Here is a 19419-nt window from a genome sequence, read left to right as displayed (position 1 = left end):
CTGTTGAGGTCAAACTAACTGTTTACGTTGGTTTGAGGGCGGGATGGACAAAGACTCTCGGTATTTGGCGACGGTCCGTCGTGCGACCATGATCCCCTGATCGGAAAGCAGGGTCGCTAACTTACTGTCACTGAGCGGTTTTACAGGATTCTCCGCTGCGATTAATTTCTTCACCAGCGCCCGGATGGCGGTTGACGATGCCTCGCCGCCGCTGTCTGTACTGACATGGCTGGAGAAGAAATACTTCAGTTCGAAAATGCCACGCGGACTGTGCAGGAACTTCTGCGTCGTCACACGTGAAATTGTCGATTCGTGCATTTCTACGGCACTGGCGATATCGGCCAGCACCATAGGTTTCATAAATTCTTCACCCAGTTCAAAGAACGCCTGCTGCTGCTCAACGATGCAGCGCGTCACTTTTAACAGCGTGTCGTTACGGCTTTCCAGACTTTTGATTAACCACTTGGCTTCCTGCAGATTGCTGCGGATAAACTGGCCGTCGCTGTCGCTGCGTGCGGAATTGCCCATTGCGGCGTACTGCTGGTTAATCTTCAGTCGCGGAATGCTGTCGGAATTCAGTTCGACCGTCCAGACACCTGACACTTTACGCACCAGCACATCCGGGATCACGTATTCGGATTCACCGGTATTGATCGACTGGCCCGGACGCGGATCAAGAGACTGGATCAGGAGCATCGCTCCTTTCAGTGTATCTTCTTTTAACCGGGTTGATCGCATAAGTGCGCGGAAATCATGGTTCGCCAGCAAATCCAGATGTTCGCTGATGATCAGACGGGCTTCGGTGATAAACGGGGTATCAGTAACATATTGAGAAAGCTGGATCAGCAGACAGTCGCGCAGATCACGCGCCGCCACGCCCACCGGGTCAAAGCGTTGAACGCGCTTAAGCACGGCTTCAACTTCGTCCATGGTGACGTTTTCGTCACCGACGCTTTCAAGAATATCGTCAAGGGAAACGGTCAGGTAACCGGTGTCATCTACGGCATCGACAATGGAGGTGGCAATCGCGGCATCGGTATCGGAAAACGGCGTCAGTTCCACCTGCCACATCAGGTAATCCTGCAGGGTCTGGGTGGTTTCGCCCTGATAAATCGGCAATTCGTCGTCGCTGTAATCATTGCCGGTACCGGACGGCGTGCCTGCGGTGTAAATCTCATCCCAGGTGGCATCCAGCGGCAGCTCTTCGGGCATGTCTTTTTGCTCGAGGGCTTCGCGGGTATCTAATCCTTCGTTGTCGGTGGCTTCCACCGCATCGATTTCATCATGAAGGTCGGTTTGTTCCAGCAGAGGGTTGCTCTCCAGCGCGAGTTGGATCTCCTGCTGGAGCTCGAGCGTGGACAATTGCAACAGGCGGATGGCCTGTTGTAACTGAGGAGTCATTGCCAGTTGTTGGCTGAGTCTGAGTTGCAAACCTTGCTTCATATCTTGGCTTAATTCCGTTGATGAGTGAGAACGGCAACACTTCTGTCAGAGACGGCCTGTTTCAGTTTAAGTTGAAACAGGCACGGTTCCGGCGGCACAGATCACAGACGGAATTCTTCACCAAGATAAACACGTTTAACTTGTTCATCAGCAAGAATGTCGGCTGGCGTGCCGTGGGCGATCAATTTCCCCTGACTGACGATATACGCGCGTTCACACACATCGAGTGTTTCACGCACGTTATGGTCAGTGATCAGTACGCCGAGGCCGCTGTCACGTAAATGCTCAATGATTTTTTTGATGTCGATAACTGAAATCGGGTCAACCCCGGCGAACGGTTCATCCAGCAGGATGAATTTCGGGTTCGCTGCCAGCGCACGGGCAATTTCTACACGACGGCGTTCACCCCCGGACAGTGACTGACCGAGGTTATCGCGCAAATGAGAAATATGGAACTCTTCCATCAGTTCATTGGCGCGATCGTTACGCTGTTCTTTGTTCAGATCATCACGGATCTGCAACACCGCCATCAGGTTATCAAACACGCTGAGACGGCGGAAAATGGACGCTTCCTGCGGAAGGTAGCCGATACCGCGACGGGCGCGGGTATGCAGCGGAAGCAGGCTGATGTCTTCTTCATCGACGATAATACGTCCCGCATCGCGCTGAACGATACCCACCACCATGTAAAAGGTGGTGGTTTTACCGGCACCGTTTGGCCCTAATAATCCGACGATTTCACCTGAGTTGACCATCAGGCTGACATCTTCAACGACCTTGCGGCCTTTGTATGCCTTGGCCAGATTCTCTGCGATTAATTTTGCCATAAAATATCAGTTACTCTTTTTGGTCGGCTGGCCGCCTGCTGCAGGCGTTTTCTGTTGCAGCTGCGAAGGAACCAGTACGGTCGTCACACGGTTACCTTTATCACTAAAAGCTTCCATTTGCTGTTTTTGCACCAGATAGGTGATGCGGTCGCCTTTGACATTGCTGTCCAGCTGTTCAAGGTAAGCATTGCCGGTCAGGGTCACCAGATCGTTTTCCACTTCGTAGCGGACTTTCTGGGCGTGGCCTTTAACCGGTTTACCGTTGTCCTGCATCTGATAGAACGTCACCGGGTTGCCGTAACCTTCCACCACTTCTTTGCCGGAAACACCCTGCGGGCGGATCACGACAACTCTATCGGCTTTCACCTGGATCGTACCCTGATTCACCACCACGTTGCCGGTGAAGGTCGCGGTATTGGTGTTCACGTCCAGCGCCTGATTTTGCGAATCAATGGTGATCGGCTTCGTCGTGTCATCTTTTAATGCAAAGGCCGGAATGCTGACGGCTAACAATGAGCTGACGATCAGGAGATCACGGAATTTATTTTTTGCTTTGAATTTCATAAGAGGTCGTTACCTTTTCGATCAGCTCTGCTGTTTTATCACGCAGATTACCACGCATTTTCATGCCATTAGATGTAAAACCTGTGCCATAAAGCGTTACTTCATCGTCTGAGGCAACGTCCTGTGTCGTCAGGTTAACCCGTGCATTGTCCGTTTTGATTCTTTGCAGCTGTGATGTTTCAGGGGTCAGGCTGTCGGCCTGCACATGCCCGTAAAGATAGAGCATCTTATCCTGAGTCAGTTTCGCTTTATCAGAACGCAATACCCAGGTGGCGACTTTGTTCTTGTCATACATGGTGGCTACCGGATTGGTAAACCATGTCACCTGATCAGCGGTGTAATATTTTACCTGATCTGACACCAGTTTATACGTCAGGCTGCCCAGCGGGTCATACACCATCGTGACGGTGTGGGCGCTCTGATAGGTCGGATCCTGATCGTTGACGGCCTGCGGGGCATCATCGCTGTTGTCAGACAGCGACCAGCCAATCAGTATCAGAACAATGGCCGTCAGAGCCAGAATAACCCAAAGTCTTGTTTTACTCATATCGACAGCCCTTTGGCGTCCTCCAGCTTACCCTGCGCCAGCAGAATCAAATCACACAATTCACGCACTGCGCCGCGTCCACCCGCAATTCGGGTCACATAATCTGCTTTCGGCAACAGGATAGGATGCGCATCCTGAACCGCGACAGAAAGGCCCACTTCGGCCATCACCGGCCAGTCAATCAGGTCATCACCGATGTAAGCCACTTCGCTGGCCTGTAAAGACAGTGTATCTAACAGTTCGCGGAAGGCCAAAAGCTTATCCGATTGCCCCTGATACAAGTGGCGTATGCCGAGGGTTTTGGCGCGATCTTCCAGCAATTTTGCATTGCGGCCTGTAATAATCGCGACCTCAATGTCAGATGTCAGCAGGCAGCGGATACCGTAACCGTCGCGAACGTTAAAACTTTTCAGCTCTTCTCCCTGATTTCCCATATAGATCAGGCCATCAGACATGACGCCGTCCACATCGCAAATCAGCAGGCGGACCGCTTTCGCCCGCTCCAGCACGTCTGTGCTGACCGGGCCGTAGCAGGTGTCCACCAGGGCTGCGCTATTACTCATTCAGGGCATTCCTCAATTAAACTACGCCAGCGCGCAGCATATCGTGCATATGTAACACACCCAGCAACTGGTCACCATCAGCGACCATGACGCAGGTAATGTGTTTTTCCTGCATTAAATTCAGTGCATCCACCGCCAGAAGAGAAGGGCGGACGCGGATACCGCCGGTGGTCATCACATCGGCAATCGATGCCGTGTTGATGTTAACGCCCATATCAAAGATGCGGCGTAAATCCCCGTCGGTAAAGATGCCTTCGATTTTCATCAAATCATTGCAAATCACCGTCATGCCAAGGTTTTTACGGGTGATTTCCAGCAAGGCATCCCGCAGGGAGGCGTCGCGGGTGACATGCGGGATGTCATTGCCGGTGTGCATAATATCGCTGACACGCAGCAACAGCTTGCGACCCAGTGCTCCGCCCGGATGCGACAGCGCGAAATCTTCCGGCGTAAAGCCACGGGCTTCCAGCAGCGCAACCGCCAGTGCATCGCCCATCACCAGTACCGCCGTCGTGCTGCTGGTCGGTGCCAGACCCAGCGGACAGGCTTCTTTCGGCACTTTCACGCAAAGGTGGACATCAGCGGCTTTGCCCATCGTGCTTTCCGGATTGGACGTCATGCAGATGAGCGTGATGTTCAGGCGCTTCAGGACCGGGATCAGCCCCAGAATTTCATGGGCCTCGCCGGAGTTGGAGATCAAAATCACCACATCCTGCTTCGACACCATGCCCAGATCGCCGTGGCTGGCTTCGCCCGGATGGACAAAGAAAGCCGGTGTGCCGGTGCTGGCAAAGGTGGCGGCCATTTTGCGGCCGATATGCCCGGATTTGCCCATCCCCATCACCACGACTTTGCCTGTGCAGGCAAAGATTTTTTCGCAGGCGCGGGTGAAATCACCGTTAATGTATTGATCTAACTGCTCAAGTCCTTCACGTTCTGTTTTCAGCACATCGCGACCGACGGCCTGGAAATCAAAGTCGGCGGCGAAGGTAAAGTTAGCCATAGTCAGTTCCTGACAGAGTTCAGAAGGCAATGCTGTCCGGTTGCAGGAACAGCAGTGCCATATAGGCGATAAATCCACACAGCAACAATGCACCGGCTAAATGACCGATACGGTGTTTACGCATCAGACACAGGCCGGAAAGCACCACACTGACCGCCAGCATCACCCAGTAATCGCGATGGAATGCGTCCGGGTTGAACGAACCGGGTGCCACCAGCGCGGGTAATCCCAGCACCAGGCAGGTGTTAAAAATATTGGCACCGATGATATTGCCCAGCGCGATATCATCCTCACCTTTAATCGCCCCGGCGATAAATGTCGCCAGTTCCGGCAGACTGGTGCCGATAGCAATGACTGTCAGACCAATCACCAGTTCACTGACGCCGAAATAGCGGGCAATCACTGTACTGTTGTCGACAATCATCCCGGACGCCAGCGGCATGATGATAAAGCCCAGCGCCAGCCACAGAAACGCCACGGTGTTGCTGCTGTCCTGCGGAAGTTCGGACATCTGCTCGTAGGTCAGCGTATCCAGCCCTTCTTTCTCGGCGGCGCGGGCGATTTTTATCACCAGCATCATAAACACGGCGGCACTGGCCAGCAGCAGCACGCCATCAATGCGGCTGAGTTCGCCGTCGCTGAGCAGAAAACCGCACAGCGCAGTGACCAGTAACAATAGAGGGAGTTCGCGGCGTAATATATCAGAACGAACGGAAAGTGGATGAATCAGGGCGGCACCGCCCAAAATCAGAAGAATATTAATGATATTCGAACCAATTGCGTTTCCGACGGCCAAATCCATCTGATCGTTGATGGCGGCCGTGGTGGACACCACCAGCTCCGGCAGGGAGATCCCGACGCCGACGACGGTCATGCCAATCACCAGCGGAGGAATGCCCATTGAGCGTGCCAACACTGCGGCTCCGTACACCAGACGATCGGCGGCGTAAACTAACAGTAACAAGCCGACAATCATCAGTACGATAGCGAGAAGCATGAAACATCCTTTATTGGGTATAATGCGAGGTTCGTTGCCTTTGCAGGCAGGCGATTCCTTCGTCAACATGAGCTGAAGCAACATTTTCTCTGAAAACGACGCCGTCAGCAGGTTCCTGTATGTTAGACGATGAAGGCTTTTAATTTAACATGGTAATTCGTCGATTTTGACCGTCTGTGGTGGAAAAGTAAATCGATGGCAAGTTTGGTAACGAAACCGGGGTAAGTTTTTGTAAAAATACCAAAGTTATACGACTCCCGGTGCGGGTCAGACGTATTCTTAGCGAAAGCATTCCGAAGGGATAAACTGAATGAGTCAAAGCGAATCGAATCTGGTAGAGATCAAAGGCATGAGTTTCGTGCGCGGCGATCGTCCCATTTTCGAAGAGATAAACATGACAGTGCCACGGGGCAAGGTTACCGCCATTATGGGGCCTTCGGGGATCGGCAAAACCACCTTGCTGCGCCTGATCGGCGGGCAACTTGCGCCGGACAGCGGCGAAATCTGGTTTGACGGCGATAACATTCCGACGCTGTCGCGCCGCAAACTGTACGAATCGCGCAAAAAAATGAGCATGCTGTTTCAGTCCGGTGCCTTGTTTACCGACCTGACTGTGTTCGAAAATGTGGCATTTCCGCTGCGTGAGCACAGTAAATTGCCAGAAGCGTTATTGCGCAGCACCGTGACCATGAAGCTGGAAGCGGTCGGTCTGCGCGGTGCCGGTGATCTGATGCCTGCCGAATTATCAGGCGGGATGGCGCGTCGTGTGGCGCTGGCGCGGGCTATCGCGCTGGATCCGGAGCTGATCATGTTCGATGAACCTTTCGTCGGACAGGATCCCATCACCATGGGCGTGCTGGTCAAACTTATCGATGAACTGAACCATGCGCTGGGCGTGACTTGTATTGTGGTGTCTCATGATGTGCCTGAAGTGCTGAGCATCGCGGATTACGCCTATATTGTGGCGGCGCAGCGGGTGATTGCAGAAGGAACGCCGGAGGCATTGCAAAACAATCCTGATCCGCGGGTTCGCCAGTTCCTCGACGGTATTGCCGACGGACCGGTGCCTTTCCGATTCCCGGCCGGTGATTACAAAACCGAGTTGCTCGGATGATGGAGTTATCTGCTTATGTTAACTAAGGCACTCGCCTCAGTCGGACGTCGCGGGATAAATACCTGTGCGTCTTTTGGCCGTGCCGGTCTGATGCTCTTCCGGGCATTGATCGGTAAGCCGCAATTTGCCAAACAATGGCCGCTGCTGGTTAAGCAGCTCTACAGTGTTGGCGTGCTTTCCCTGTTAATCATCCTGGTGTCCGGTTTGTTTATCGGCATGGTGCTTGGCTTGCAGGGCTATCTGATTTTAACCACCTACAGTGCGGAAGCCAGTCTGGGCATGATGGTGGCGCTCTCTTTACTGCGCGAACTCGGTCCGGTGGTCACGGCACTGTTGTTTGCCGGTCGCGCGGGATCTGCGCTGACCGCTGAACTGGGGCTGATGAAAGCCACCGAGCAAATCTCAAGTCTGGAAATGATGGCAATCGATCCGCTGCGCCGCGTTGTGGCACCGCGTTTCTGGGCCGGTCTGATTTCCATGCCTCTGCTGACAGCGATTTTTGTCGCCGTCGGGATCTGGGGCGGTTCGCTGGTGGGTGTGGACTGGAAAGGGATCGACAGCGGTTTCTTCTGGTCTGCGATGCAAACTGCCGTAGACTGGCGGACTGACCTGCTTAACTGTCTGATAAAAAGCCTTGTTTTCGCTATCACTGTGACCTGGATTGCGTTGTTCAATGGCTATGATGCGATACCGACGTCCGAAGGGATCAGCCGGGCAACGACACGTACTGTGGTGCATTCGTCACTGGCGGTGCTGGGATTGGATTTTGTGCTGACAGCACTGATGTTTGGAAATTAAACCATGCAAACGAAAAAGAGTGAGATCTGGGTAGGCGCGTTTTTAATCATCGCATTGATTGCGGTGTTATTCCTGTGTCTGAAAGTGGCGGATATCCGTTCCATCGGTTCTGATCCGACTTACCGTATTTCTGCCGACTTCGATAATATCGGCGGCCTGAAAAGTGGTTCTCCGGTGAAAGTCGGCGGCGTAGTGATTGGCCGCGTCAGCAGCATCACGCTGGATAAAAACTACTCCCCACGCGTAGAAATGGACATCGACCAAAAATATAACCAGATCCCGAGCACCAGTACGCTGGCGATCCGTACCTCGGGTTTATTGGGCGAACAGTTCCTGGCCCTGAACATTGGATTTGAAGACCCTGACATGGGAACGACTATCCTTAAAGAGGGTGGCGTCATTCAGGACACCAAATCAGCGCTGGTTCTTGAAGACCTGATTGGTCAGTTCCTTTACAAGAGTGGCGACGGCAAAGCTGACCCGGATGCGACTGCGGCGCCTGCTGCGCCGGAAGGGAATACCGCGCCTGACGCGAATACGGCACCCCAACCGGCTGCCCATTAAGAATTTGCTATCACGGATTCTCCAAAAAAGAGGAAATGAGTATGTTTAAACGTTTAATGATCGCTGCCCTGCTGGTGGTTATGGCTCCGCTGGCGAATGCCGCGGTGGATAAAACCAATCCTTACAGCGTGATGAATGAAGCGGCGAACAAAACCTTCACCCGCCTCAAAACCGAACAGCCGAAGATTAAGCAGGATCCTAATTATCTGCGTCAGATCGTCCGCGAAGAACTGCTGCCATACGTGCAAATCAAATACGCCGGTGCGCTGGTGTTAGGTCGCTATTACCAGCAGGCAACGCCGGCACAGCGCGACGCCTATTTCGCCGCGTTCTCTGACTATCTGCAACAGGCTTACGGTCAGGCGCTGGCGATGTACAACGGCCAGAGCTATACCGTACAACCGGAGCAGTCTTATGCCGGTAAAGACATCATTGCGATCCGTGTGACCATTACCGATCCGAATGGCCGTCCGCCGGTTCGTCTGGATTTCCAGTGGCGTAAAAACAGCCGCACCGGTGAGTGGCAGGCGTATGACATGATTGCCGAAGGCGTCAGCATGATTTCCACCAAGCAGAACGAATGGGCGGATATCCTGCGTCAGAAAGGCATTGATGGTCTGACTGCCCGTCTGAAACAAGCGGCGGCTCAGCCGATCACGCTGGATAAACAACAATGAGTGAAGCCCTGCGCTGGGAATCGCAGCCGCCGCGACTGAGGTTGCACGGTGAACTTGATCGCGAAACGCTGGTGGCATTCTGGGATGTGCGTAAAACGCTGATGGCCGGCGTGACCTGTCTGGATGTGTCCGGGCTGGCGCGGGTGGATTCTTCCGGGCTGGCGCTGCTGGTGCATTTGCGCGAAGAAGCCAGCCAGCAGGGAACGTCGCTGACCATCGCGGGGATCACCGACCGTCTGCGTACACTGATTGCATTGTATAACCTTCAGGACATCATTCCGTCTGACACCACGGCCTGCGCTGTTGAGTAAATATGTCAGCAGTTCCCGTGAGTTAGGCCGCGGGAGAAGGATCACCGCCTGAATGTCCCCAAAGCCCCTGTGCGAAACTCTTCGTCAGGGGCTTTTTCGTGGTTTAAGAATTGCGCCGATCCCTATAAGATATCGGGCTGTTATGATTCTCAGAAGAATAGATCCCTATGGAAACAAGTGAAATTAAAGACGTGCTGATGAATGCATTGGCACTGGACGAAGCCCACATTACTGGCGATGGCAGTCATTTTCAGGCCATTGTCGTTGGTGCGATGTTTGATGGCATGAGCCGCGTGAAAAAACAGCAGACCGTTTACGCCCCGCTGATGGAATACATCGCCGACAATCGAATCCACGCCCTGTCTATCAAGGCTTATACCCCGGAAGAATGGGCGCGTGACCGTAAACTGAGCGGTTTATAAGACTGCCGGCGTCCCGGCAGCTTCCTCGTATCTGACCTGTCGTTTTAATGAATAGAGAGCAGTCATAATGGATAAATTTCGTGTACAGGGTGGGACTCGCCTGAGCGGTGAAGTCACTATCTCTGGTGCAAAAAATGCAGCACTTCCTATTTTGTTTGCCGCACTGCTTGCTGAAGAACCGGTTGAACTCCAGAACGTTCCTCACCTGAAAGATATCGATACCACCATCAAACTCCTGAGCCAGCTGGGCACCAAAATCGAACGCAACGGTTCTGTGTTCGTGGACGCCAGCGCAGTTAACGAGTTTTGTGCGCCGTATGATCTGGTGAAAACCATGCGTGCTTCCATCTGGGCGCTTGGCCCGCTGGTGGCGCGTTTTGGCCGTGGTGAAGTGTCCCTGCCGGGCGGTTGCGCCATTGGCGCGCGTCCTGTCGACCTGCACATTACCGGTCTGGAACAACTGGGCGCGACCATCGTGCTGGAAGAAGGCTATGTGAAAGCGTCTGTCGATGGCCGTCTGAAAGGCGCGCACATCGTGATGGATAAAGTCAGCGTTGGCGCGACCGTCACCATCATGAGTGCCGCGACACTGGCCGAAGGCACCACCATCATTGAAAACGCCGCGCGTGAGCCGGAAATCGTCGATACCGCGAATTTCCTGAATACGCTGGGTGCGAAAATCACCGGCGCAGGCACCGACAAAATCACCATCGAAGGCGTTGCGCGTCTGGGCGGCGGTGTTTACCGCGTGGTGCCGGACCGTATCGAAACCGGGACTTTCCTGGTGGCGGCGGCGATCTCCGGTGGCAAAATCACCTGTCGCGAAGCCCGTCCTGATACGCTGGATGCCGTGCTGGCAAAACTGCGTGAAGCCGGTGCGGATATCGAAGTGGGCGAAGACTGGATCAGTCTCGACATGCACGGTAACCGCGCGAAAGCCGTCACCTTCCGCACTGCACCACATCCGGGGTTCCCGACCGATATGCAGGCGCAGTTCAGCTTGCTGAACCTGGTGGCGGAAGGGACCGGTGTGATCACCGAAACCATCTTCGAAAACCGTTTCATGCACATTCCTGAACTGATCCGTATGGGCGCACATGCTGAAATCGAAGGCAGCACCCTGATTTGTCACGGCGTTGAAAAACTGTCTGGCGCTCAGGTCATGGCGACGGATTTACGTGCGTCTGCGAGTCTGGTTCTGGCGGGGTGTATTGCGGAAGGTGTGACCGTGGTTGACCGTATTTATCACATCGATCGTGGTTACGAGCGTATCGAAGATAAACTGCGTCAGCTGGGTGCGAAAATCGAGCGCTTCAAAGGCGAGTGATAAACTCAGCCTGATGCCATAAAAAAAGCCGGAAGGGGAAACCTTTCCGGCTTTTTCGTTTCTGGAATCAGCGGCGGTCAGTGAGAAGGGTATTCCTGCACGGTCACCTGCAAGGTCAGCTTCTGGCCGTTGCGCATAATCTCCACCGGGATCACCGTGCCCGGCCGTACCTCTGCCACCTGATCCATGGTTTCGATTGCCGAAATCGCCGGTTTATTGTTGACGTTAACAATCACGTCCCGGACCTGCATACCGGCATTGGCCGCCGGGCCGTTTGGCGTGACTTCGTTAACCACAATCCCCTGAATATGATCCAGCCCGCTGTTTGGCCCGTGAAGAGGCGATACCTCGCGCCCGCCGATGCCGATATAACCCCTGATCACGCGGCCATCACGAATCAGCTTGCCCATGACTTTTGTCGCCAGCGCGGTCGGGATGGCGAAACCAATGCCTTCCGGCGTGGCACCATCGTTGCTCTGGTCAAAGGACAGGGTATTAATCCCCATCAGCTCACCCAATGAGTTCACCAGCGCACCACCGGAGTTGCCCTGGTTAATCGAGGCATCGGTTTGCAGGAAGTTCTGGCGACCTGACGGGCTGAGGCCGATACGGCCTGTCGCGCTGATAATGCCCTGCGTGACGGTCTGACCGAGGTTATAAGGGTTACCAATCGCCATCACGACATCACCGACATGCGGCGTGCGGTGTGGATTAATCGGGATCACCGGCAGATTTCCGGCGTTGATTTTCAGCACGGCTAAGTCTGTCAGGCTGTCTGAGCCGACCAGCAGGGCCTCGAATACGCGTCCATCCTGCAATGCCACGATGATCTGATCGGCATTATTGATCACATGTTTATTGGTCAGGATATAACCGTTGTCGTTCATGATCACACCGGAACCCAGTGTGCGGATGGCCAGTTCGTTTTGCGAACTGTTGCCCATGTTGCGGTTATAAACGTTCACCACCGCCGGTGCGGCATGGCGGACGCCTGAGTTATAGCTGACGGGTTCTTCGCTGTTCTGCACAAAATTACGGTCAAACAACGGTTCTGTGATGTTTTTACGCAACATAGGCACCGCCGCCAGCAAAATGCCGGCAACAATCAGGCCGATAACAGCAGATCTCAATAGCTTAACAAACATGGGTGTATGGGGTGCGAGATGAAAAGTGAGGGAAGAATAGCATGAGTTAATCGGACGCAGCAGCACCTGCGTCCGATTTTCAACGCTTTACGGCATGAATAAATAGATATTTTGGCCTTTACGCTGAATGCTCAGGGCAATCAGGTCCGGTTTGCTTTCCAGAATTTTGCGGAAAGCCGCCAGATTTTCGAGAGGCTCGCGGTTAACGCCGATGATCACATCGTCTTTCTCAAGGCCAATTTGCTCAGCCGGTGATCCTTTTTTCACGTCATCGACATGTACGCCTTTGGCGTTTTTATCCGCCGGATCGCTGAGCGTCACGCCCTGCAGCGCCGGATTCAGCTTCTCGATGCTGACTTCCACTGCCGGACTTTTATCCAGCGTGACATTGACGGTCATCGGTTTGCCGTCGCGCAGCAGACCAATCTGCATGGTGACGCCCGGACCGGCCGTGCCGACTTTCGCGCGTAATTCGGCAAAGCTGCTCAGCGTTTTGCCCTGAAGGGTAATCAGCACGTCGCCGGATTTGATACCTGCTTTGGCGGCGGCGGAATCCGGTAACACTTCATTGACGAACGCGCCACGCTGGCTGTCGAGCTTAAATGCCTGCGCCAGTTCCGGTGTCATTTCACTGCCTCTGATCCCCAGCAGGCCGCGTTTCACCTCACCGAACTCAATCAGCTGGTGGCTGAGGTTTTTCGCCATGTTCACCGGGATAGCGAAACCGATACCGACACTGCCACCTTGTGAAGAGATAATGGCGGTATTGATACCGATCAGTTCACCTTTCAGATCGAGCAACGCGCCGCCGGAGTTACCGCGGTTAATTGACGCATCGGTCTGAATAAAGTTTTCCAGCCCTTCAAGATTCAGGCCGCTGCGACCAAGTGCTGAGACAATGCCGGACGTCACGGTCTGACCGAGTCCGAACGGATTACCGACGGCAACCGCAAAATCCCCCACGCGCAGGTTATCGGAATCGGCCATCGCAATTTGTGTCAGGTTTTTGGCATCAATCAGCTGGATCACGGCGATATCAGACTGATCGTCTTTGCCGATCAGCTTGGCTTTATATTCACGACCGTCATTGAGCTGGACGTTAATTTTATCCGCGTTGTTCACCACGTGATTGTTGGTGAGCACGTAGCCTTTCGCGGCATCAATAATCACACCGGAACCCAGACCTTCAAAAGGTTGCGGGCCGGGATTCGGTTCCGGATCTTGCTGGCCGAAGAAGAACTTGTATTCCGGTGGCACATCCGCACTTGGCGGCTGGGTGCCGGACACCTGTACGCCCACCACCGCCGGTAAGACTTTTTCCAGCATCGGAGCCAGGCTGGGTAAAGGTTGTCCCTGAACTTCCGTAGGCAAAGCAGCATTCGCCATAGGCGCAGAAGCGAAAGTTAATCCAAGGCTAACAGCTAACACACTGAGCAAAAATGACTTTTTCTTCATCACGATAACTCTCTCGCTTTCTGTAATGGACGTCAGTTATGGACAATAGAACGGTGATTCACAGCACGGGAAGGATCCGGAGAACGGCACATGCACGGAACATGTGCCGCATATTGACCGGCATGAGGATGTCATACCGGTCAGGCGCGTCAGTTATTTACGGACAGGACGCTCGCCGCGCAGCAGACCAGACGCACCGTCAGAGTAATCGCGTGGCATCTGCACCGGCACCTGATCGTTATCGGCTTCAGAACCGGTCAGACGGTAGTTGAACGGATTATCCTGCTCTGGCATATCAGGCAGCAAATTGTTGGAGCTTTTCGCCATGTGTTGATAAAGCTGGCGGTAATCGGTCGCCATATTATCGAGTAACTCTGCGCTGCGGGCAAAATGGCCCACCAGCTCCTGACGGTATTCGTCGAGTTCGGCTTTACTTTTCTCCAGCTCGTTTTTCATGACTTGTTGATCACGTAATTTACGATTACCAAAGCGCATCGCTACCGCACCAATCGCGATACCGACCACTAATCCAATGAGTGCATACTCCCAGGTCATAATGACTCCTATTTTGACTTCGTTGTCCCGCAGGGCTTTTTCACGTAACTTTTATGACTTAACTTTTTTACACAATGGTTTTAACGTAATTGTCACACGCATGCGTCATGCAATAGCTCCACTATAACCGTTAACCTTGTCAGAGTGGAATCCTGCCGGGAAAATCACTGCGGTCTGTTGGTTTTTTCACACACAGACAGCCGGGAAATGCGGCGAATCCACAGCAAAAAAGCGGCTAAACGACGTGAAAAACATAAAATTTTTTTCTCAGGGACGTTAACGAAGATGCAATCTCAATCACCCCTTTTCCTGTATCAGAACGCTGTTGATGCCGGTGAGTTCCAGGCGGATGCCGTTCAGAAACAGGCAGTCGCTCAGCTTGATGCCATCTATCAGGCGCTGTCCGCCCGGCCTGCCGCATCGCCACCGGCCGCCAGCCGTGGCTTGCTGGGACGCTTATTTGCCAAAAGCCCGCCGAAAACCACGACGCGCCCCGTCCAGGGCTTATATATGTGGGGCGGAGTGGGGCGGGGCAAAACCTGGCTGATGGATCTGTTTTTCCACAGCCTGCCTGGCGAACGTAAGCTTCGTCTGCATTTCCACCGCTTTATGTTGCGCGTCCATGAAGAGCTGACGCAGCTTCAGGGGCAGGAAGATCCGCTGGAAGTGATCGCTGACCGCTTCAAGGCAGAAACCGACGTGCTGTGTTTCGATGAGTTTTTTGTTTCGGATATTACCGATGCGATGCTGCTGGCCACATTATTGCAGGCGCTGTTTGCCCGTGGCATCACGCTGATTGCCACCTCAAACATTCCACCGGACTTGCTGTACCGGAACGGTCTGCAACGTGCGCGTTTCCTGCCCGCGATTGATCTGATTAAAGAATATTGCGATGTGCTGAATGTGGATGCCGGGATTGATTACCGTCTGCGTACGCTGACACAAGCCAATTTATGGCTGACGCCGGCCGGTCCGGAAACGGCGGATGCGATGCATGCCATGCTGGGGAAACTGACCGGCAATCACAGCGGCGCGGACGCAGGCGGCAAACCGCTGCTGGAAGTGAACCACCGTCCATTGCAGGCGATTGCCGCCGTGGATGGCGTGCTGGCGGTAGAATTCCATACCTTATGTGAAGAGGCGCGCAGCCAGCTCGACTACATTGCGCTGTCAAAAATCTATCACAGTGTGTTGCTGCATAATGTGCCGGTGATGGGCGCAGACAGTGAGAATGCTGCACGCCGTTTTCTGGCGCTGGTGGATGAATTCTATGAGCGCCATGTCAAACTGGTGATTTCCGCTGCCGCGCCGATGTTTGACATCTATCAGGGCGAACGGCTGAAATTCGAATACCAGCGTTGCCTGTCGCGTTTACAGGAGATGCAGAGCGAAGAATACCTCAAGCGCCCGCATCTGCCATGATGATGGGTTGGTTATTCTTTGTTCGTTTTGTGGTATAAAAAGAGTCAGTAAAGCCTGCCTGCCGAACCCTCAGACGATGTTGAGGGAAATCTTCCTTTTTGTCGAAAAAGGGTTCGATCTTTGCAGGAGACTTCTCTATAATCTTGCGACCCCACGTTACTACAAAGTTTTTTTCCCGAAACTTTATAAGTGCCAGCATTGGCTATTCGAAGGGGTAGGTTTGCTGGACGATGGTCGTGTGAACCTCAAATACTTATTTTATAAACAAGTAAGCGTTCGGGTGTTCGCCAACGTGTAACTTTAATTGGGTAAGCTTTTAATGAAAACTTTTACAGCTAAACCGGAAACCGTACAACGTGACTGGTTCGTAGTTGACGCTACCGGCAAGACCTTAGGTCGCCTGGCCACTGAACTGGCTCGCCGTCTGCGTGGCAAACATAAAGCGGAATACACTCCGCACGTTGATACTGGTGATTACATCATCGTTCTGAACGCAGAAAAAGTTGCTGTAACCGGCAACAAGCGTAACGACAAGATTTATTACCATCACACCGGCCACATCGGTGGTATCAAGCAAGCGACCTTTGAAGAGATGATCGCTCGCCGTCCTGAACGCGTGATCGAGCTCGCGGTTAAAGGCATGTTGCCAAAGGGCCCGTTGGGTCGTGCAATGTACCGTAAAATGAAAGTTTACGCGGGTAACGAGCACACTCATGCGGCGCAACAACCGCAAGTTCTTGACATTTAATTCGGGATTATAGGCAATGGCTGAAAATCAATACTACGGCACTGGTCGCCGCAAAAGCTCCGCCGCTCGTGTTTTCATCAAACCGGGTAGTGGTAACATCGTAATTAACCAGCGTAGCCTGGAACAGTACTTTGGTCGTGAAACTGCCCGCATGGTAGTTCGTCAACCACTGGAACTGGTCGACATGGTTGAGAAATTCGACCTGTACATCACTGTTAAAGGTGGTGGTATCTCCGGTCAAGCTGGTGCTATCCGTCACGGTATTACCCGTGCACTGATGGAATATGACGAAAATCTTCGTGGCGAACTGCGTAAAGCTGGCTTCGTTACTCGTGATGCTCGTCAGGTTGAACGTAAGAAAGTCGGTCTGCGTAAAGCACGTCGTCGTCCTCAGTTCTCCAAACGTTAATTTTCTGCTGCTTTGCAGCACAGTGCTTCGGCACGGAAATCAGCGTCAAAAACCCGGTGTTTCACCGGGTTTTTTTATACCTGTTTTTCAGTAATCGCAGGGGAAATGATCTCCTGACACACAATTCCCCATGAAATCGTCTCACCGTCGCCCACAGCCTGCGTAAAATCTGGTAAACTATCACACACTTTTGTGCCTGTTCGCCGAGCAGTTGACGTTGCCGCGCTTCCTGGCTGGGTTCGCCTTGCCGATGGTTGTCTATGAAACTACGGGACAAAAACTGCAGGCTGGCGATAACTCGCTGTAATATTCTAGATAAACTTGGAGGTTTTCATGGCTGTCGCTGCCAACAAACGTTCGGTAATGACGCTGTTTTCCGGCCCGACCGACATTTTTAGCCATCAGGTACGTATCGTACTGGCGGAAAAAGGTGTCAGTGTCGAGATCGAGCAGGTTGAGATGGATCACCTGCCGCAGGATCTTATTGACCTCAACCCTTACCGCACTGTACCGACGCTGGTTGATCGTGAGCTGACCCTGTTCGAATCCCGTATCATCATGGAATATCTTGATGAGCGTTTCCCGCATCCACCGCTGATGCCGGTTTATCCGGTTGCCCGTGGTGAGAGCCGTCTGATGATGCACCGCATCGAAAATGACTGGTATTCGCTGATGCGCCAAATCGAACAAGGTTCTGCGACCGAAGCCGATGCTGCGCGTAAACAACTGCGTGAAGAGCTGCTGGCGATTGCGCCAATCTTCTCTTACATGCCTTACTTCAAAAGCGAAGAGTTCAGCCTGGTCGATTGCTACCTGGCTCCGCTGCTGTGGCGTTTGCCGGAGTTGGGCATTGAGCTGGCGGGTGCCGGTTCTAAAGAGCTGAAAGGCTACATGACCCGCGTCTTCGAACGTGATGCCTTCCTGGCTTCCCTGACCGAAGCAGAGCGCGAAATGCGTTTGCATACCCGAGGTTAAGGTATGGAGATGACCGACATGTCTCCGCGTCGCCCCTATCTGTTGCGGGCTTTTTATGACTGGTTGCTCGACAACCAGTTAACCCCGCATCTGGTGGTTGACGTGACGATGCCTGGCGTGATGGTGCCGATGGAGTTTGCGCGTGACGGACAAATTGTTCTGAACGTCGCGCCGCGTGCTGTCGGCAATCTCGAACTGGGTAACGATGACGTACGCTTCAACGCCCGTTTTGGTGGCGTACCGCGTAACGTATTTGTACCGATTGCTGCCGTACTGGCGATTTATGCCCGTGAAAACGGTGCCGGTACCATGTTCGAACCTGAACCTGCTTATGAAGCGGAAGGCGCCTTTGACGGCGACCTGAGCGTGGATGAGCCGACAGAACCGACCATGTCAGTCATTGACGGCGATTTGCCGGACGTGGCTGAAGAAGATCCGGATGATGAGCCTCCGACCCCGCCACGCGGTGGTCGCCCGGCACTGCGCGTTGTGAAATAACACTCCGCCTCATACCGGCTTCGCCTCTAAACCCTGCGTAATACTACGCGGGGTTTTTTATGCCCGTATTCCGCCTGCCTCTCCTTTCGCCAGTGCAGATGTGCTGTGTTATCATTCAAAAATTCCTTCGTATCCCATTCATTAAACAGGGTCTGATCCTGAGTTATGAGCACATTCGACGAACAACCGGCAGATATCAACGACACCTTCGGGCATGCAATGCGCCGCCGTCCTCTGGCGCGCAAGAAGCTTTCAGAAATGGTGGAAGAAGAGCTGGAGCAGATGATCCGCAGGCGCGAATTCGCCGAAGGGGAGCAACTGCCGTCAGAACGTGAGCTGATGACATTCTTCAACGTTGGCCGGCCTTCCGTACGCGAAGCACTGGCGGCGCTCAAACGTAAAGGGCTGGTGCAGATCAGTAACGGGGAGCGCGCCCGCGTCTCCCGTCCGTCGGCAGAAACCATCATCAGTGAGTTGTCCGGTGTGGCGACAGACTTTCTCGCCCGGCCTGAAGGGATTGCCCATTTCGAGCAACTGCGGATGTTTTTCGAATCCAGCCTGGTGCGCTACGCCGCCGAATTCGCCACCGACGAGCAGATTGAACGTCTTGGCAAAGCGCTGGAAATGAACAGCCAGTCACTGGACGACAACGATTTGTTCATCCGCTCTGACATCGAATTTCACCGCGAACTGGCAGAAATCCCGGCCAACCCGATCTTCATGGTCGTGCATGTGGCCCTGCTGGACTGGCTGATTGCGGCGCGTCCTTCCGTGCCACAGGAAGAGCTGCACGCCCACAACAACGTCAGTTATCAGCAGCACATCGAAATCTTCAACGCTATCCGGGCGCGTGATCCGGATGCCGCCGATGCGGCGCTGAAAGCGCATCTGAAAAGCGTGTTCGCGGCGTATTACGCGGCAAAGCCTGATCGTGGTGCGAAGCTGTAACCCACCCTGAACTGCGATCTTCCCCGCATTCTTTTTGATCGTCTCTGATCACCCATAACTATTTCATATGGTGCAGATCACATCCTGAACCTTCAGGTGTATTGTGT

The 19419-nt window shown here is 53.5% G+C and carries 23 protein-coding genes; 13 read left to right on the top strand and 10 right to left on the bottom strand.

What is annotated here, in order from left to right; translation table 11 throughout:
- Nucleotides 1–9: 9 nt before the first annotated feature.
- The 7 genes from rpoN to J9880_RS05335 form a co-directional block, all read right to left on the bottom strand.
- Nucleotides 10–1443, bottom strand: coding sequence for an RNA polymerase factor sigma-54 (gene rpoN / locus J9880_RS05365; protein WP_232770188.1), 1434 nt, complete (start codon nt 1441–1443; stop codon nt 10–12).
- A 101-nt stretch (nt 1444–1544) separates the two neighbouring features.
- Nucleotides 1545–2270 (bottom strand): LPS export ABC transporter ATP-binding protein, encoded by a 726-nt coding sequence (lptB, locus tag J9880_RS05360; protein ID WP_195816579.1) that lies wholly within the window; start codon nt 2268–2270, stop codon nt 1545–1547.
- A 6-nt stretch (nt 2271–2276) separates the two neighbouring features.
- Entirely contained in the window at nt 2277–2834 is a 558-nt protein-coding gene (gene lptA, locus J9880_RS05355; RefSeq protein WP_095924415.1) for a lipopolysaccharide ABC transporter substrate-binding protein LptA, read from the bottom strand.
- Nucleotides 2812–3381: an LPS export ABC transporter periplasmic protein LptC gene (lptC, locus tag J9880_RS05350; RefSeq protein ID WP_095924416.1), complete on the bottom strand. Its 570-nt coding sequence runs from the start codon at nt 3379–3381 to the stop codon at nt 2812–2814. Before lptC ends, lptA begins: the two co-directional genes overlap by 23 nt.
- The gene (gene kdsC / locus J9880_RS05345) at nt 3378–3944 is read right to left on the bottom strand and encodes a 3-deoxy-manno-octulosonate-8-phosphatase KdsC (protein ID WP_095924417.1); all 567 of its coding nucleotides are present in this window, start codon (nt 3942–3944) and stop codon (nt 3378–3380) included. The genes lptC and kdsC overlap by 4 nt, the downstream gene beginning before the upstream one ends.
- A gap of 16 nt (nt 3945–3960) precedes the next feature.
- The gene (gene kdsD / locus J9880_RS05340) at nt 3961–4947 is read right to left on the bottom strand and encodes an arabinose-5-phosphate isomerase KdsD (RefSeq protein ID WP_232770187.1); all 987 of its coding nucleotides are present in this window, start codon (nt 4945–4947) and stop codon (nt 3961–3963) included.
- Nucleotides 4948–4966: 19 nt separating this feature from the next.
- The gene (locus J9880_RS05335; RefSeq protein ID WP_095924419.1) at nt 4967–5944 is read right to left on the bottom strand and encodes a calcium/sodium antiporter; all 978 of its coding nucleotides are present in this window, start codon (nt 5942–5944) and stop codon (nt 4967–4969) included.
- Between the two features lie 310 nt (nt 5945–6254).
- Here J9880_RS05335 and mlaF point away from each other — a divergent pair, with 310 nt between their 5' ends.
- The 7 genes from mlaF to murA all read left to right on the top strand — a co-directional run bounded on the left by mlaF (nt 6255) and on the right by murA (nt 11157).
- On the top strand, nt 6255–7058 hold the full coding sequence (gene mlaF, locus J9880_RS05330; RefSeq protein ID WP_095924420.1) for a phospholipid ABC transporter ATP-binding protein MlaF: 804 nt from the start codon (nt 6255–6257) through the stop codon (nt 7056–7058).
- 15 nt (nt 7059–7073) lie between these two features.
- A complete protein-coding gene (mlaE, locus tag J9880_RS05325; RefSeq protein ID WP_095924421.1) occupies nt 7074–7856 on the top strand; it encodes a lipid asymmetry maintenance ABC transporter permease subunit MlaE in 783 nt (260 codons plus the stop codon).
- A gap of 3 nt (nt 7857–7859) precedes the next feature.
- The gene (gene mlaD, locus J9880_RS05320; protein ID WP_095924422.1) at nt 7860–8420 is read left to right on the top strand and encodes an outer membrane lipid asymmetry maintenance protein MlaD; all 561 of its coding nucleotides are present in this window, start codon (nt 7860–7862) and stop codon (nt 8418–8420) included.
- Nucleotides 8421–8461: 41 nt separating this feature from the next.
- A complete protein-coding gene (gene mlaC, locus J9880_RS05315) occupies nt 8462–9097 on the top strand; it encodes a phospholipid-binding protein MlaC (RefSeq protein ID WP_095924423.1) in 636 nt (211 codons plus the stop codon).
- Nucleotides 9094–9408, top strand: a complete 315-nt coding sequence (mlaB, locus tag J9880_RS05310) for a lipid asymmetry maintenance protein MlaB (RefSeq protein WP_095924424.1) — start codon at nt 9094–9096, stop codon at nt 9406–9408. The genes mlaC and mlaB overlap by 4 nt, the downstream gene beginning before the upstream one ends.
- A gap of 167 nt (nt 9409–9575) precedes the next feature.
- Nucleotides 9576–9830 carry a BolA family iron metabolism protein IbaG gene (ibaG, locus tag J9880_RS05305; RefSeq protein ID WP_013577246.1) on the top strand — a complete coding sequence of 85 codons (255 nt, stop codon included), beginning with the start codon at nt 9576–9578 and terminating at the stop codon, nt 9828–9830.
- 67 nt (nt 9831–9897) lie between these two features.
- Nucleotides 9898–11157, top strand: a complete 1260-nt coding sequence (murA, locus tag J9880_RS05300; protein WP_095924425.1) for a UDP-N-acetylglucosamine 1-carboxyvinyltransferase — start codon at nt 9898–9900, stop codon at nt 11155–11157.
- Nucleotides 11158–11234: 77 nt separating this feature from the next.
- On the opposite strand, the gene degS is transcribed toward murA, so the two are convergent.
- The 3 genes from degS to zapG all read right to left on the bottom strand — a co-directional run bounded on the left by degS (nt 11235) and on the right by zapG (nt 14312).
- Complete coding sequence (degS, locus tag J9880_RS05295) at nt 11235–12302, bottom strand: outer membrane-stress sensor serine endopeptidase DegS (protein WP_095924426.1); 1068 nt, start codon at nt 12300–12302, stop codon at nt 11235–11237.
- 87 nt (nt 12303–12389) lie between these two features.
- Nucleotides 12390–13757: a serine endoprotease DegQ gene (gene degQ, locus J9880_RS05290; RefSeq protein ID WP_095924427.1), complete on the bottom strand. Its 1368-nt coding sequence runs from the start codon at nt 13755–13757 to the stop codon at nt 12390–12392.
- Between the two features lie 153 nt (nt 13758–13910).
- The gene (gene zapG, locus J9880_RS05285; protein ID WP_013577242.1) at nt 13911–14312 is read right to left on the bottom strand and encodes a Z-ring associated protein ZapG; all 402 of its coding nucleotides are present in this window, start codon (nt 14310–14312) and stop codon (nt 13911–13913) included.
- Nucleotides 14313–14597: 285 nt separating this feature from the next.
- Between zapG and zapE the strand changes: the two genes are divergently transcribed.
- The 6 genes from zapE (at nt 14598) to J9880_RS05255 (ending at nt 19312) form a co-directional block, all read left to right on the top strand.
- Entirely contained in the window at nt 14598–15734 is a 1137-nt protein-coding gene (gene zapE, locus J9880_RS05280) for a cell division protein ZapE (protein ID WP_095925265.1), read from the top strand.
- 319 nt (nt 15735–16053) lie between these two features.
- Nucleotides 16054–16482, top strand: a complete 429-nt coding sequence (gene rplM / locus J9880_RS05275) for a 50S ribosomal protein L13 (RefSeq protein WP_013577239.1) — start codon at nt 16054–16056, stop codon at nt 16480–16482.
- Between the two features lie 16 nt (nt 16483–16498).
- Nucleotides 16499–16891 (top strand): 30S ribosomal protein S9, encoded by a 393-nt coding sequence (rpsI, locus tag J9880_RS05270; RefSeq protein ID WP_013577238.1) that lies wholly within the window; start codon nt 16499–16501, stop codon nt 16889–16891.
- 333 nt (nt 16892–17224) lie between these two features.
- Nucleotides 17225–17866 carry a stringent starvation protein SspA gene (gene sspA / locus J9880_RS05265; protein WP_095924428.1) on the top strand — a complete coding sequence of 214 codons (642 nt, stop codon included), beginning with the start codon at nt 17225–17227 and terminating at the stop codon, nt 17864–17866.
- A 3-nt stretch (nt 17867–17869) separates the two neighbouring features.
- Entirely contained in the window at nt 17870–18364 is a 495-nt protein-coding gene (gene sspB / locus J9880_RS05260) for a ClpXP protease specificity-enhancing factor (RefSeq protein ID WP_095924429.1), read from the top strand.
- Nucleotides 18365–18529: 165 nt separating this feature from the next.
- A complete protein-coding gene (locus J9880_RS05255; RefSeq protein ID WP_119822420.1) occupies nt 18530–19312 on the top strand; it encodes a transcriptional regulator NanR in 783 nt (260 codons plus the stop codon).
- Nucleotides 19313–19419 lie beyond the last annotated feature (107 nt).

Origin of the sequence: Rahnella victoriana (genome assembly GCF_021276285.1) — a bacterium.
GTDB lineage: Bacteria > Pseudomonadota > Gammaproteobacteria > Enterobacterales > Enterobacteriaceae > Rahnella > Rahnella victoriana.
This window is presented reverse-complemented; position numbering and strand designations above follow the sequence as displayed.